Source organism: uncultured Sneathiella sp. (genome assembly GCF_963976355.1).
GTDB lineage: Bacteria > Pseudomonadota > Alphaproteobacteria > Sneathiellales > Sneathiellaceae > Sneathiella.
On the sequence record NZ_CAXBKA010000008.1, the window covers coordinates 29,086 to 44,211 of the forward strand.

Genomic DNA, 15,126 nt, shown 5'->3' on the forward strand with positions numbered 1-15,126 from the left:
ATATCCTCCTGTTATCTCGCAGGATATTTCACCGTTGGCCGTCAATTGGCAAGAGTGGGCGTTAAAAAAGTTTTCTGAAAAAGCGCGGAAGGGAGCGATCAGGCGGCTTTCCGACGAATACGGTCCTGTGGCAGATAGAGGCTGACTTCCGTGCCTTCCCCATATTTGCTGTGAAGCTCCAGCCGGCCTTCATGCATCTCCGCCAGGTTCTTGGAAAGTGGCAGGCCAAGGCCCGTGCCGTGATACTTTCGGCTCTTCTCGTTATCGACCTGAACGAAGGGGGTCAGTGCCCGCTCGATATCGTCTTCACGGATACCGATGCCGTTATCGCTGACGCTGATCCTGATACCCTCATTCTCCAGCACCTGGACAGAGGTGATGATGCGTCCGCCGGTCGGGGTGAACTTGACGGCATTGGACAGCAGGTTGATCAGGATCTGCTTGATCATGCGCCGGTCGGCAAAAATCTGCGGCAAGAGCGGATCGAATTCGAGCTTGATATTGATATCATTATCGATGGCATGCTGCTGGGTCAGGCGAATGCATTCATTGACCAGCACGTCGATCTCGACTTCCTCTTCCTTGATTTTCTGCTCCCCGGCCTCGATCTTGGAGAAATCCAGAATGTCATTGATCAGGTCAAGAAGGTGATGCCCACTCGAATTGATGTCATGCGCATATTCGAGATATTTGGGATTGCCGACAGAGCCGAAAATCTCGCTGATGATGACTTCGGAAAAGCCGATGACGGCGTTGAGCGGTGTTCTGAGCTCATGGCTCATATTCGCGAGGAACTTGCCTTTCAGCTGCGCGGCATATTCCGCTTCGTCCTTCGCCTGTTTCAGGAATTCCTCGATCTGCATCTGTGCCGAGATGTCCCGGATCACAAGCTGCAACACATTCCGCTCGCCATAGAGCAGGGCCGAAGCATCCATTTCAACGCTGGTCCGGGTGCCATCCGCACGGATGACCTTTGATTTCAGGGCCGGCAGATTGTTCACCATTCCGGCATCTTCCGCATCGCTGAAATAGGGGACCAGCGCCTCACCATCGGAGAAGGGGAAATAGCTGGAAATCTTCTGGCCGATCAGGTCGTGGCGGCTTTTGACCTTGAACAGATCAAGCGCCGCTTCATTGACATAGATGATAAACCCGCCCTTATGCGCGACGATCGCATCGGGCGAAAGCTCCACCATGCTGCGGTAACGATCTTCATTCTCGCGAAGCGCCTGCTGCGCCAGGCGGTTGGTCGTTACGTCATTCAGGGTCAGCACAAAACCGCCCTCGGGCCGTTTGTTGAAGGAACTTTCGACGATCCGGCCATCCGTGAAATAGCGGTCAATCGAATTGGAGGGCAGTCTCTCGATTGCGTCGATCACCTGGGTGATAAAACTGTCTTTGTCCGCGCCGACATTCATGTAGTTGCCAAAGGACCAGCCCAGAATATCATAGAAGGTGGTATGCGCCGTCAGCTGGCTTTCCTTGATACCGATAAACTCAAGATACCGGCTGTTCCATTTCAGCAGCTTGTAATTTTCGTCATAGACAGCGATCCCGACCGCGACATTCTCAAAAACCGCATCGAGAAGCGATTCACGGGATATCAGCGTCTGCTTTTCCTTTTTTGCCTGACTTGATTGCAGGAAAGTCAACGCAAAGCAGACCATCAGGCTACCCATGGCCAGTACGGAGGCGAGGGGGGTCGGCGAGAGACCGGCGAGAACGGATAACAGAAGAACCGTCCCAACTGTACCGGCCACCATGGCCGCACCGCGCGTCCAGCGTATCTTTTCCATTTTTCGAACGTTCATCGACCGCAGCTCAGCCTTCATTTGCGGATGCACCACAAAACGGCATCCCTTTTTCCCGAACAGTCTACGCCCTTTGTCTTAATAGTCGGTTTACAGGAGAGAAGCCTATGGCGGACTGTCTCAAATTTCTTAGGACAGATATTTACCTTCGTGATAAGCTACGCAAACCACCGGAGACAGTTGTTAAGTCAATAATTTTAATGTTGTTTTAGAAATAATAGTCGAGATGTTCAAAAAATCGAGCGACACGGAAAATTCCGACGAGGCCGAGCGAAAAACCATTCTGGTGGAGCCTCCGGTAAAACCGCGGCCGCTGGCGCGCCTTAGAACCTACTTCCTGACCGGTATCGTCGTCACCGCGCCGATCGCCATCACGATCTATCTGACCTATGTCTTCGTCTCCTTCGTCGATGCCAATATCACCCCGCTGATTCCGGCGCGCTACAACCCGGAAACCTATCTGCCTTTCGGTATCCCGGGCCTTGGTGTCATCATTGCAGCCTTCGCCCTGATCCTGATCGGCTTCCTGACCGCCAACTATCTGGGCCGGTCGCTGCTGGTGCTCGGGGAGAGGATCGTCGGGCGCATGCCCGTGGTCCGCACCATCTATCATGCGCTCAAACAGATCATGGAGACGGTGCTGGCACAATCGAGCACCTCCTTTCGCGAGGTTGTGCTGCTGGAATATCCCCGAAAAGGCGTCTGGGCGCTGGCCTTCGTCACCAGCACCGCCAAAGGAGAGGTCAACGCCCAGCAGGAAGAGGACATGATCAGCATTTTCCTGCCGACGACACCCAATCCGACATCGGGCTTTCTGCTGTTCGTGCCAAAAAGCGATCTCACCTATCTCGACATGACGGTGGAAGAGGGGGTCAAGCTCGTCATTTCCGCCGGGATGATCTGGCCGGAGCCGCCAAAGGAAAATGGCGACACCCCCGAGAAGAAGAAACTGCCCCCGCCGGAAACAGACAAAGAGACGGACAAGGAAACAGAAACCCCGTCAGCCTGACAGATACCGGATAGCGCTATCCCGTTCAAAAAGATACAGCAGGGTTTTTAGCGCTTTTCCACGCTTTCCCGTTAGCTTTTCGTCCTTTTCCAGCACAAGCCGGGCGTCATCGCGGGCGATGGCGAGCAGGCGGGAATGATCATGCAGATCGGCAATGCGAAACTCGGGCAGGCCGCTTTGCCTTGTCCCCAGGATTTCCCCCGCGCCGCGCAGGCGTAAATCCTCCTCGGCGATCCGGAATCCGTCCTCCGTCTCCCGCAGGATTGCCAGCCTCGCCTTCTGCGTCTCACCGAGCGGGGGGGCGTAGAGCAGCAGGCAGGTGCCCGGGAGGCCGCCGCGACCGACCCGCCCGCGCAGCTGATGCAACTGGGCAAGGCCGAAACGCTCCGCATGCTCAATGATCATGACGGTCGCTTCGGGCACATCGACGCCGACCTCAATGACCGTCGTGGCCACAAGGATGCTGATCTCCCCGGACATGAAGCGCCGCATGGTGGCGTCCTTCTCCTCCGCTTTCAGGCGGCCATGGATCAGCCCGACCTGGTCGCCGTAGAGCGTCTTGAGATGGGTAAAGCGTTCCTCCGCCGCCGCGACATCGAGAACCTGCGATTCCTCGACCAGCGGGCAGACCCAGTAAATCCGCTCTCCCGCCGCCAGCTTGCGCCCGAGACCGTCGGCCACCGCATCCAGCCGTTCCAGATCGATGGCGCGGGTATCAACGGGTTTGCGCCCCGGCGGCTTCTCGGCGATGATCGAGACATCCATATCGCCATAGGCGGTGAGAGCGAGCGTGCGCGGGATCGGCGTTGCCGTCATCACCAGCACATCGACACCGCCCTTGCCATCGCGCCCCTTGGCGCTCAGGGCGAGGCGCTGATGTACGCCGAAGCGGTGCTGCTCATCGATAATGGCGAGACCGAGGTCGTGAAATTTCACATCCTCCTGAAAGAGGGCGTGGGTACCGACAACCAGATCGACCTCTCCGCTCGCGAGCGCCTCCAATGTCTCCGCGCGTTTCTTGCCTTTCAGGCGACCCGTGATCAGCAGGCAAGTGAGGCCCGCTTCGGTTGCCAGCGGTTCGATGGCATTGAAGTGCTGATGGGCCAGGATTTCCGTCGGCGCCATGATCGTCGCCTGTGCTCCGGCCTCCACCGCCGTCGCCATGGCCAGCAGGGCCACTACCGTCTTCCCACTACCGACATCGCCCTGCAGCAGGCGAAGCATGCGGTGAGCACCGGCCATATCGGCCTCGATCTCCGACAGCGCGGCATTCTGGGCGCCGGTCAGGCTGAAGGGCACCGCGCGCAGGATTTTCTCGCGGATTTTTCCGGTGCCAACGAGGGACCGGCCGGGCTTTCGCTTCATGCTGCGGCGGACCAGTTCCAGCGCGAGTTGGTTCGCCAGCAATTCGTCATAGGCAAGGCGCGCCCGCGCCGGTGCATCGCGGCTGAAATCCGCTTCCTCCGTCGGGGCATGGGCCGCAAGAAGGCTCTCCCGCCAACCGGCCCACCCCTCCCGCGAGAGCAGGCTCGCGTCCTGCCATTCCGGAAGATCGGGCAGCATCGGCAGGAACTGGCGCGCCGCCTTGATAAAGGTCTGGTTGGTAAGGCCGGCGGTCAGCGGATACACCGGCTCGGACAGCGGAATATCGGCGGCTGTCTCTCGCGTCGTGATATAGTCGGGATGGGTTATCTGGTACGTGCCGCCATATTCTTCCAGCTTGCCACTGACCAGCCGGTCGCTGCCCTCGGGAAGCTGCTGGCGGAGATAGGCTTCGCGGCCATTGAAGAAGGTGAGGGTGAGGCTCTGCACCCCGACCTCGCACTGGATCTTGTAAGGCGCCCGCCGGTTCCTCGACGGCAGATGATGATCAATATGCAGCGCGACAACGACATTCCGGTCGACGAACTCCGGCGTCAGTTCGCTGATCTGATGCCGGATCACCAGCCCCGTCGGCAGATGCCAGGCCAGATCGATGATATTCGGCCCGGCCAGCTTCTCGATCAGGGCCGTCAGACGCGGCCCGATGCCCTTGAGCTTGCTGACGGGAGAGAATAGTTGAAACAGGATTTCCGGGCGCACCGCATTCCTCACGATTGATTTTCGGTATTGTGATCTCTCCGGGGGCCCAAGGTCAATGTTCGAGAGAGGTAAAATGGCTTTTCCCGACAGTTACTGCTGACATCGCGGGTGAGACAGGCTATATCCAACCTAACCAGAAAAGAGCTTGCGATCATGACCGAAGATATCACCATCCGCCGCAAACGGCTTATCCATCGTTCCCGCTATACCGGCATGAAGGAGACCGACCTGCTGCTCGGCGGATTCGCCAATAAATATGTCAGCGGATTTACGAGCGACCAGCTCGATAGCTACGAGGCCCTGCTGGAAGCCGGGGACCCGAACATCTATGTCTGGGCCGTCGGGCGGGAAGAGGTGCCGGAGGACTATCAGAGCGATGTCATGACCCTGCTTCAGGAATTCAGCAAGTTCGAGCAACGCAGCAGAGTTTAAGTCTGGATGAGTGATACAACGATCTCTCGCCTGTGCTCCCGGATTTCGGCGCTTGCCAAGGCGGATCATTCCTTTCGAATTGAAGCAGTGCCGGAGGGCTACGACGCCTGTCTGCTCGGCGCGCTTGCCCGCAATTCGGAGCGCGATATCCTCTATGTGCTACGCGATGACATTCGTATGGCCGCGAGCGAGGCGGCGCTTGCCTTCTTCAATCCCGATATCGAGGTGATCAGCTTTCCCGCCTGGGACTGCCTGCCATATGACCGCGTCTCGCCGAACCCAGAAATTGTCGCCCATCGGATGACGAGCCTCGGCCGGATGACCGACAGGGCGACGCAACCGCGTATCTTCCTGACCACTCTCAATGCCGCGACGCAGCGGGTCCCGCCAATCGAGATGGTGACGAACAGCCGCCTCAATATCCGGGTGGGGGACCAGATCAATGGACAGGACCTCACGGCCTATCTGGTGGCCAACGGCTTTTCGCGCATCGGGACTGTCATGGAGCCCGGCGAATTTGCCGTGCGCGGCGGCCTGATCGACATCTTCCCGCCGGGCGCGGCCAATCCGGTCCGCCTTGATCTGTTCGGCGACAAGGTAGACGGTATTCGCGAGTTTGACGCGCTCAGCCAGCGCTCGACCGGCAAGATTGAAAAGCTGGAATTCACGGCGGCGTCGGAATTCCTGCTGAACGATACCTCTGTGCCTTTATTTCGTACCGGTTACCGCGCCGCCTTCGGCGCCGTCACTCAGGATGACCCGCTGTATGAGGCGGTCAGCGAGAAACGCCGCCATGCGGGGATGGAACATTGGCTGCCGCTCTTTCATGAACAAATGGCGACGCTTTTCGATTATCTCCCGGAGGCAGACCTGTTCCTCGATCATATGATCGAGGAGGCGCTGACCGCGCGCCATGAAACCGTGATTGATTACTACGAGAGCCGCCGCGAGGCGGCCCCGGCGGGCAATGCGGATTACAACCCGCTGCCACCACAACAGCTTTACCTCGACCCCGAAGAATGGCAAGCCGCTATCGCAAGCCGCGCCGCCGGTCAGTTCTCCCCCTTCAAAAGCGGGGCAGAGGGGGCGCATATCATCGATGCGGACGGTCATGCAGGACGGGATTTTGCCCCTGAACGGGCCCGTCACGAGGCCAATATCTATGATTATCTGAAAAGTCACGTCATCGAAAAATTGAAGGAAAACAGGACGGTTATCCTCAGTTATTTCACCAATGGATCAAGAACACGAAACAAAACGGTGCTGGCCGATCACGGGATTGAACCGACACGCGAGATTGATCATTTCGAGGATGCAGGCGGCAGCAATATTCCCAATCTCGCCGTACTGCCGCTCGAAAAAGGGTTCGAGACGCCGGATTTCGTCATCATCGGCGAGCAGGATGTGCTCGGGGACCGGCTGGTCCGGCCGCGCAAATCCTCCAAACGCAGTGAGAATTTCATCGCCGAAGCCTCGCAGCTCTCGCCCGGTGACTATGTGGTGCATGTCGATCATGGTATCGCCCAGTATGAAGGCCTCACGACCATCGAGATTTCCGGCGCGCCCCATGACTGCGTGACCCTGCTCTATGCGGGCGGGGACAAGATTTACCTGCCGGTCGAGAATATCGAGATGCTGTCGCGCTATGGCGGCAGCGACATGACGGCGGTTCTCGATAAGCTCGGCGGTTCCGGCTGGCAGGCGCGCAAGGCGAAGCTGAAAAAGCGGGTCATGGAAATGGCCGACCAGCTGATCAAGATTGCCGCCGCGCGTCAGCTCCGAAAGGCCGAACGCCTCGCGCCGCCGGACGGGCTCTATGCCGAATTCTGTGCCGGATTCCCCTTCGAGGAAACGGAGGATCAGCAGAAGGCAATCGAGGATACGCTCGCCGATATGTCGAGCGGGCGGCCCATGGACCGCCTGATCTGCGGCGATGTCGGGTTCGGCAAGACGGAAGTTGCGCTCCGGGCGGCCTTCACCGCCGCCATGGCCGGGCAGCAGGTGGCCATCGTCACGCCAACGACCCTGCTGGCGCGGCAGCATTTCAAGGGATTCAAGGCCCGCTTCGCCGATCTGCCGGTCAAGATTGCCCAGCTCTCAAGGATGGTCACGACAAAGGAAGCCAATCAGGCGAAAGCTGACCTTGCCGACGGCAAAGTGGATATCGTGATCGGCACCCATGCGCTGCTGGCGAAGTCCGTCAAGTTCAAGGACCTGGGGCTCGTCATCGTCGATGAGGAACAGCATTTCGGGGTCGCGCATAAGGAGCGGCTCAAGGAACTCCGCTCGGACGTGCATGTGCTGACCCTGACGGCAACGCCGATCCCGAGAACCCTGCAACTCGCCATGACCGGCATTCGCGATCTCTCGATCATCGCGACGCCGCCGGTCGACCGGCTCGCCATCCGTACTTTCGTGCTGCCCTTCGATCCGGTGGTGTTGCGCGAGGCCCTGCTGCGCGAACATTACCGCGGCGGCCAGAGCTTTATCGTCTGCCCGCGGCTCTCCGATCTGCCGTCGGTTGGAGACTTCCTCCGCGATCATGTGCCCGAGGTGAAATATGTCACCGCCCATGGCCAGCTTCCGGCGAAAGAACTCGATAGCGTGATGAACGCCTTCTATGACGGCGCCTATGACGTGCTGGTGGCGACGAATATCGTCGAATCCGGCCTGGATATTCCGTCCGCCAATACGCTCATTACCTATCGCGCGGATATGTTCGGCCTCGCGCAACTCTATCAGATCAGGGGACGCATCGGCCGCTCCAAAACGCGGGCCTATGCCTATCTGACGCTGCCGCCACGCAAGCGGCTGACGGACGCGGCGGAGAAGCGCCTCAGGGTCCTGCAATCGCTCGACACGCTTGGCGCCGGGTTCACACTGGCGAGCCATGACCTCGATATCCGCGGTGCCGGCAACCTGCTGGGCGACGAACAGTCGGGCCATATCAAGGAAGTCGGGTTCGAGCTGTATCAGGAGATGCTGGAAGAGGCCGTCGCCAATGCCCGCGAGATGGAGCTGGGCCAGGCAGGGGAAGCGGAAGACAAATGGTCACCGAGCATTAATATCGGCACCTCCGTCCTGATCCCGGAGCATTATGTTGCGGACCTCTCCCTCCGGATGGAGCTTTACCGGCGGATTGCCGCGCAGGAAACCGCCGAAGAGATCAATGCCTTCGCCGTCGAGCTTGTGGACCGGTTCGGACCGCTCCCGGACGAAGTCTCCCATCTGGTCGAGGTGATGACGATCAAATATTTCTGCCGTCAGGCCAATATCGAGAAAATCGAGGCCGGGCCGAAAGGGGCGGTGCTGAGTTTCCGGGACAACAAGTTCGACAATCCGGGCGGGCTGGTAGAGTTCATTTCCCGCGCGCCGGGCTCAACCAAGCTGAGGGGAGACCATAAGCTGGTGCACAGCCGCAGCTGGGAACATCCGGAAGATCGCCTGAAAGGGGTGCTCTGGCTCGCGCAGAACCTGGCCAAGATCGCTCGCGCCGCGTGATCGCCTATTCCGGCGCCTGAGCCTCGTCGGCCTCGATCTTGTCGAAGGCCGCCAGAAAGGCGGCGGCATCCTGTGCCCCGGAGAGGGCATATTTATTGTTCAGGATAAAGAACGGCACGCCGGAGATGCCCATCTGCCGGGCGCGCATATCTTCCTGACTGACGAGATCACGGTCCGCGTCCTTGTCGAACAGGTCCGCCACCAGATCCGTATCCATGCCCGCCTCTTTAGCAGCGGCCAGCAGCACAGCCCGATCGCCGATATCTTCACCATCCAGGAAAAACCGTCGGAACAGGATTTCAACCATCGCATCCTGACAGCCTGCGGAATCGGCCCAACGCAACAGCCGGTGGGAATCCAGCGTGTTGGGAGAGCGCTCTATCTTTCCAAATTCAAATGGAATATCAACGGCTTTCCCGGCATTCCTTACATTTTCATAAAGCTCTTTCGCGCGTTCCAGGCTGCCGAATTTCTGCGCCATGAACTGCTTGCGGTCGGCGCCCCCTTCGGGCATGTCGGGATGAAGCTGAAATGGATGCCAAGTAATGTCGACATCGAGATCCGGCCGGGCGGCCAGCGCTTCCTCTAGTTTCCGCTTGCCGATGAAGCACCAGGGACAAACGGTATCGGAGACAATATCTATTTTCATATCCCGAATATAGGGTCCGCCAGGGCGGGGGACAAGAAAATACTGGAACGATCGGTCTGGCTGGCGGGCTCAGGCCGCTTTCTCATCCTCACCGGTAAGCGTAACGCTGCGCTCGACAACCTCTTCGATGCTGTCACCGGCGCCGACTTCCGCCATGCCGATCATGGCCTCGATGCGGACCGGCATGTCCGTGGACGGTAACGCGAAGTCCGTATTCTTGAGAACCCCTTCCACTCTTTTGAGGGCGATGAGCGCTTCCTGACGGCGGGTGCCAGGCAGGGCGATCACGAAATGGCCGGTGTTGTAATGGCAGCAGAAATCCTCTCCCCGCACCAGGCTGGAGAGCGCCGAGCCGACCTGCCGGAGAAGCTGGTCCCCGGATGGATAGCCATAATCGCGGGTGATCTCATCGAAGTTCGCGATTTTAAGCGAGGCGACGGTCATCACCTTTTGCTGCGCCGCATGCTCGGCAAACATCGTTGGCAGATGCGCACGCATGAAGCCGCTGGAATAAAGATCGGTCGGGCCGTCGGCCACCGGATGCGGCTTGGCGATGCGGAACAGTTTCTGGATGGCGAAGCGGTAGCGATGCTGCTGTATCTGCAGACCGGCGCGATTGACCAGCGCGTCCATCTCCGTCTCATGCAGGATGATGTCGGAAACGCCATGCACATAGGCAGCACGGCGATTCTCGGAGTTTTCGAGAACCATCAGCACCGGCAGGTTATAGAGCTTCGTGTCAGAGCGGATGTCATAGCAAAGGCGCAGGTTGCTGTCGCCATGGCCGACACCGGAAAGGATCACCGCATCAAAACGCCTGGTCCGGAGATCATCGAGCGCCATGTCCGGGTTCTTGCAGATATGGATGTTCGTCCGGGTGTCCAGACGAAGGAGAATATTCCCGAGCACGACCGTCTTGTTGCCGACGATGAGGATATTGGCTTCCCCGATATCCGGCTCCGGCGAGGTGACGCCGGTAATATCAACCCCGTAGGTCTCCGTCGTGCTGATCCGCCGGACAAGCTCCTGCTCCATGGTCTCCAGCCGGACGAGGGCACGAACACGGCCGAGCAGTTCAAGATCGCAATAGCCCGGAGAAATGGTCTGGATACGGCATTTAAGATCGGCCGGTCCCACCACCAATGTCGGAAAGTTGTTGGCCGCGGCCATCTTCGCAATGTCCTTTACATTGACATTGGCGAAATTGTTTTCGCCGTCAATCAGGATAAGATCAAACGACTGATCTCCGAAATCCTGCTCGAATATGGCGAGAAACGAGAGGCGCGTACAGCGATAACCCGCCTCGGCAAGGCAGGGTTCTATGGTGTTGGCCGGGCTGTCCGAGACAACCAGAAGATTGGCGGCATAACGCATTCTACAAGGTCTCCCATCGTCAATACCTCCTGTTTTAAATAAAAATCCTTAAAAATATGTGAGTTTTCCGCGCATCCGGCCTGCGGCGTCAATTCCGGAGGGCAGGGAGGTGAAATGCATCCTTGCTTTTGACGAAAGGAGCGGAAATCATGTAAGTCCTTCAGAGACAAGAACAACAAATTCGAAGCAGGAGAAATTACATGACGTCGCCCCATAATCTCGAAGGCAAGCATGCGCTGGTCACCGGCGCCTCTTCCGGGCTGGGCTGGCAATTCGCCCTGACCCTGGCGCGGGCGGGCGCGAAAGTCACACTGGCGGCGCGACGGACGGAAAAGCTGGAAGCACTGGCAAAAGAGATCGCGGCATTCGACGGGCGCGCCCTGCCGGTGCGGATGGACGTCACGGATGTCAGCAGCATCCATGAGGCCTTAAGCGCCGCAGAGACCGAAATGGGGCCGGTCAATATCCTCGTCAATAATTCCGGTGTCAGTGCCCAGTGCCGCGCCGAGAAGGTCACGGAAGAGGATTTCGACTATGTCATGGACACCAACGGGAAGGGCGCATTCTTCGTTGCCCAGGCCGTCGGCCAGAGCATGATCCGCCATGGACAGGGCGGCAAGATCATCAATATCGCCTCCGTCGCCGCCAAGCGGGTCCTGAAGCAGAGCGTCACCTACTGCATGTCGAAGGCCGCGGTCGAGCATATGACCCATGCCCTCGCCGATGAATGGGGCCGCTACAATATTCAGGTGAACTGCATCAATCCCGGCTATATCGTGACGGAACTGAACAGCGACTATTGGGAGACGGAGCCGGGCAAGCGCCTCATCTCAAAACTGCCGGGTCGCCGGGTCGGAACGCCGGACAAGCTCGACGGGGCGCTGCTGCTGCTCGCCGGGTCCGGATCGGACTTCATGACGGGCGCATCGCTGGAAGTCGATGACGGCATGACGGCGCAGGGGTTCTGATCCCGGCGCTCTCGGGACTACATACCGTTTTTATAAAGTTTGAGGTTCTGGTGCTTCTGGCGCACCGGTGCCATTGCCCGGGCGGTCTCCACCAGGAAGGTCAGGCCATAGACGAGACGAGCCGTCAGGATACCGTCAAGCTCGGTGGCCGGATCGCTGGTGAACAGAGTTTCGACCTGCCGCAGGATCATATGGTCGGGCATCCACCAGAGGAAATTGTTCTTGTAGCCGCTCATCCGGAGTTCGGCCACCGGATAGGCGCCGCCGGTGCCGGAGCTGATCGCGACGATCTGGGCAGGCTTGTGAGCGAGCTCCCCGCCATCGCACATGAGCAGGAAGTTTTTGAGATGCGGCGGTGCCATGCCCGCCCATTCGGGACAGATAACCACAAATCCGTCGCAGGCTTTCAGACGGTCGGAAATCGGCTTCCAGAAGGCCTTGATATCACTGCCGCTTTTCCATTTCCCTTCATGCCAGAGCGGCACTTCAAGATCACGAAGCGCGAAATACTCAACCGACACCGGACTATCAAATTCTTCCAATAATCCTTTGATATAATGACCAATTCTTCCTGATTCAGATTTTTCACGGATGCTTCCGACAATGATCCCGATTTTCAGTTCCGACATACTCTAATGTATCCTTTTCTTGTTGTTTCCGGCTAAAAGCTTCCGGCTATATCCAGTGACTTGATCAGCTCATAATAGCCGAAGATGGCGACGAAAAAGAAAACGACCAGAATCAGTTCATGTTTGAAATGATGGGAATGGAAAAATTGCCGGTCGCGATGATGAATAACATCCATCAGCTCGTCTCCAAAACGAATGGAAAGAAATGTGCCGATACCCGACAGCACGATCACTCCCCAGTAAGGATAGGGCGTGATAATGATCTGCCTCAGTAACTTCGTGATCAGCGTGGTGTCGTAATAGGACGTCGCATAGCTGAGGGAGAAGATATTGACCAGAATGGCAATGGTCCAGACCGCCACTTCCGACAGGATCATGCGAATGCCGAACAGCAGCCTGAGCGGAAAATCAAGAAGAAAGCCCGCGTCCGCAATCGGCGTGCAAAGGACGAAGAAGCTCCACGTCAGCAGCGCCGACACGCCGCCCGTGAGCAAATCGAATTCATAGCTGAGATAGGCAAAATATCCGCCGAGCAACGCAAGCAGAAGGAAGAACTTGATAAAAACCTGCTTCGAGGGCCTGGCAACGGTATCTTTCATGCGTCCGAATATGCAGCATTTGCCCAAAGATACAAGACAGTTGTTGGGTCACGCGACGTAAATGTCCGCGCTAACTCATTCTGTTTCCTTGGGAAAGAAATGCTGCGTCCGGTTGGCGAAGGCAACGAGAGAGAGCATGACCGGCACTTCCACCAGAACCCCGACAACGGTCGCAAGCGCGGCGCCGGAGTTAAGACCGAACAGGCTGATGGCAACGGCCACCGCAAGCTCGAAGAAATTCGATGTGCCGATCAGGGCGCAGGGCGCCGCCACCTTGTAGGGGACACGCCAGGCCCAGGCCGCCCCGTAGGCGAGGGCGAAAATGCCGTAGGATTGCAGGATCAGCGGTATGGCAATCAGAACGATCAATAAGGGCCTGTCGAGAATGACCTGACCCTGAAAGCCGAACAGCAGGATGACGGTCACCAGCAGGCCGATCACCGAGAAGGGTTTGACTTTCGCCGTAAACGCCTCGACCGGTGCATCGCCAGCCTCCGCCCGGCTCCGCGAGATCAGCAGATGGCGCGTGATCGCTCCGGCGATCAGCGGCACAACCACATAGAGGCCAACGGAGAGCAGCAATGTCTGCCACGGGACAACGATATCCGTTACCCCAAGTAGCAGGACAACAATCGGCGCAAAGGCGAAAATCATGATCACGTCATTCACCGACACCTGCACGAGGGTATAGGCGGCATCGCTCCGCGTCAGCTGCGACCAGACAAAGACCATGGCCGTACAGGGGGCAGCGCCCAGCAGGATAAGCCCGGCAATATACGCCTCCGCATCCTCAGGGGCGATCAGGTCGGCAAAGACATACTCGAAGAACAGCACCCCGAGCGCGGCCATTGTGAAGGGCTTGATCAGCCAGTTTACTATGACGGTCAGGATCAGCCCCTTGGGCCGGTCACCGATATGGGAGAGACTTGCGAAATCGACACTGACCATCATCGGATAGACCATCGCCCAGATCAGCACCGCGACAACGAGATTGACCGACGCATATTCGAAGGAGGCGATAACCTCGAAAATACCGGGGAGCAGATTCCCGAGCAGAATGCCCGCGAGAATACAAAGCGCCACCCAGAGGGAAAGCCATTTTTCGAAGAAACCGATTTTGGCAACTTCCGGCCCGGAGGCGGACGAGAGCCTGTCCGTATGTTCCTGTGTCACTATTTTACTCTTTTATTCTAGGGAGTTACCGAAATTTATTCCGTCGTTTCCTTATCATCCGCCGCGCCGATATCATCGAGGTGCTTCTGCAGGACAAGCTTTTCGAGACTGGAAATCGGCAGGTTCGCAAATACCGAAATGCGGTTGTTCAGCATCCTGTAGGCCTCCGTAAAGGCGACCATGACTTCCGCCTTCGTGCCCGTTGCCTCGGCCGGATCGGAAACGCCCCAATGGGCACTCATCGGGCGGCCCGGCCAAATCGGGCATATTTCATTCGCCGCGTTATCGCAGACGGTGAAGACAAAATCCATCTGCGGCGCATCGGGACCGGCAAACTCGTCCCAGGATTTGGAGCGGGCAAAGCCGGTGTCGTAATTGAGGTTCTGAAGCAGCTCAAGCGCCACCGGATGCACCTCTCCCTTCGGGAAGGATCCCGCCGAATAGGCCTTGAACATGCCCTTGCCGAACTTGTTCATTATGGCCTCGGCCAGGATCGAGCGGGCCGAGTTTCCGGTGCATAAAAAGAGAACGTTATAAAGGGGCTCTGTCATTTTCCTAATCCAGAATTCAAGAACAATCGATTTCCTCGAAGACGCGGTCGCATATTTCCGGCCGACCGTTGCAACAGTCCGCCATCAGAAAGGAGAGGAGGCCGCGCATGGCGTCGAAGTCGGCAAAATACCGCACGGTCCGGCCCTGCCGCTCATTCGTGATCAACCCCGCATTCACGAGAATAGAGAGGTTCGTTGACATGGTATTCTGACGCACCCCCAACGCATCCCCGATATCGCCGGACAGCATGCCCGCCGGTCCGGCCTTCACAAGCAGCCGGAACACATTAAGCCGTGTCTTCTGGCTCAGGGCCGCAAGCGCCCGTAATGTCATATTTTCATCCATAT

General features: G+C 58.0%; 13 protein-coding genes. 4 read left to right on the forward strand and 9 right to left on the reverse strand.

Annotated features, from left to right (window positions below; genetic code table 11):
• Window positions 1-98: 98 nt before the first annotated feature.
• Window positions 99-1,811 (reverse strand): ATP-binding protein, encoded by a 1,713-nt coding sequence (locus AAC599_RS16265; RefSeq protein WP_340151463.1) that lies wholly within the window; start codon window positions 1,809-1,811, stop codon window positions 99-101.
• A 226-nt stretch (window positions 1,812-2,037) separates the two neighbouring features.
• Here AAC599_RS16265 and AAC599_RS16270 point away from each other — a divergent pair, with 226 nt between their 5' ends.
• Window positions 2,038-2,820, forward strand: a complete 783-nt coding sequence (locus AAC599_RS16270; RefSeq protein ID WP_340151464.1) for a DUF502 domain-containing protein — start codon at window positions 2,038-2,040, stop codon at window positions 2,818-2,820.
• Here AAC599_RS16270 and recG read toward each other — a convergent pair.
• A complete protein-coding gene (gene recG, locus AAC599_RS16275) occupies window positions 2,812-4,914 on the reverse strand; it encodes an ATP-dependent DNA helicase RecG (protein ID WP_340151465.1) in 2,103 nt (700 codons plus the stop codon). The two genes, AAC599_RS16270 and recG, sit on opposite strands and share 9 nt — an antisense overlap.
• Window positions 4,915-5,055: 141 nt before the next feature.
• Between recG and AAC599_RS16280 the strand changes: the two genes are divergently transcribed.
• Both AAC599_RS16280 and mfd read left to right on the forward strand, forming a co-directional pair.
• Window positions 5,056-5,334: a succinate dehydrogenase assembly factor 2 gene (locus tag AAC599_RS16280; protein WP_340151466.1), complete on the forward strand. Its 279-nt coding sequence runs from the start codon at window positions 5,056-5,058 to the stop codon at window positions 5,332-5,334.
• A gap of 6 nt (window positions 5,335-5,340) precedes the next feature.
• A complete protein-coding gene (gene mfd, locus AAC599_RS16285) occupies window positions 5,341-8,835 on the forward strand; it encodes a transcription-repair coupling factor (protein ID WP_340151467.1) in 3,495 nt (1,164 codons plus the stop codon).
• A 4-nt stretch (window positions 8,836-8,839) separates the two neighbouring features.
• On the opposite strand, the gene AAC599_RS16290 is transcribed toward mfd, so the two are convergent.
• Together AAC599_RS16290 and AAC599_RS16295 are read right to left on the reverse strand one after the other, a co-directional pair.
• Window positions 8,840-9,484 carry a DsbA family oxidoreductase gene (locus tag AAC599_RS16290; protein ID WP_340151468.1) on the reverse strand — a complete coding sequence of 215 codons (645 nt, stop codon included), beginning with the start codon at window positions 9,482-9,484 and terminating at the stop codon, window positions 8,840-8,842.
• 69 nt (window positions 9,485-9,553) lie between these two features.
• Window positions 9,554-10,858, reverse strand: coding sequence for a diguanylate cyclase (locus AAC599_RS16295; RefSeq protein WP_340151469.1), 1,305 nt, complete (start codon window positions 10,856-10,858; stop codon window positions 9,554-9,556).
• A 200-nt stretch (window positions 10,859-11,058) separates the two neighbouring features.
• Here AAC599_RS16295 and AAC599_RS16300 point away from each other — a divergent pair, with 200 nt between their 5' ends.
• On the forward strand, window positions 11,059-11,826 hold the full coding sequence (locus AAC599_RS16300) for a glucose 1-dehydrogenase (protein ID WP_340151470.1): 768 nt from the start codon (window positions 11,059-11,061) through the stop codon (window positions 11,824-11,826).
• Window positions 11,827-11,843: 17 nt separating this feature from the next.
• Here AAC599_RS16300 and AAC599_RS16305 read toward each other — a convergent pair whose 3' ends face one another.
• From AAC599_RS16305 to AAC599_RS16325, 5 genes are all read right to left on the reverse strand, one after another.
• Window positions 11,844-12,455, reverse strand: coding sequence for an NAD(P)H-dependent oxidoreductase (locus AAC599_RS16305; protein ID WP_340151471.1), 612 nt, complete (start codon window positions 12,453-12,455; stop codon window positions 11,844-11,846).
• A gap of 32 nt (window positions 12,456-12,487) precedes the next feature.
• Window positions 12,488-13,054 carry a hypothetical protein gene (locus tag AAC599_RS16310; protein ID WP_340151472.1) on the reverse strand — a complete coding sequence of 189 codons (567 nt, stop codon included), beginning with the start codon at window positions 13,052-13,054 and terminating at the stop codon, window positions 12,488-12,490.
• A 75-nt stretch (window positions 13,055-13,129) separates the two neighbouring features.
• Window positions 13,130-14,170: an ACR3 family arsenite efflux transporter gene (gene arsB / locus AAC599_RS16315; RefSeq protein WP_340151594.1), complete on the reverse strand. Its 1,041-nt coding sequence runs from the start codon at window positions 14,168-14,170 to the stop codon at window positions 13,130-13,132.
• A gap of 92 nt (window positions 14,171-14,262) precedes the next feature.
• A complete protein-coding gene (locus AAC599_RS16320; protein WP_340151473.1) occupies window positions 14,263-14,778 on the reverse strand; it encodes an arsenate reductase ArsC in 516 nt (171 codons plus the stop codon).
• Window positions 14,779-14,794: 16 nt separating this feature from the next.
• Complete coding sequence (locus tag AAC599_RS16325) at window positions 14,795-15,112, reverse strand: metalloregulator ArsR/SmtB family transcription factor (RefSeq protein ID WP_340151474.1); 318 nt, start codon at window positions 15,110-15,112, stop codon at window positions 14,795-14,797.
• Window positions 15,113-15,126: the final 14 nt, after the last annotated feature.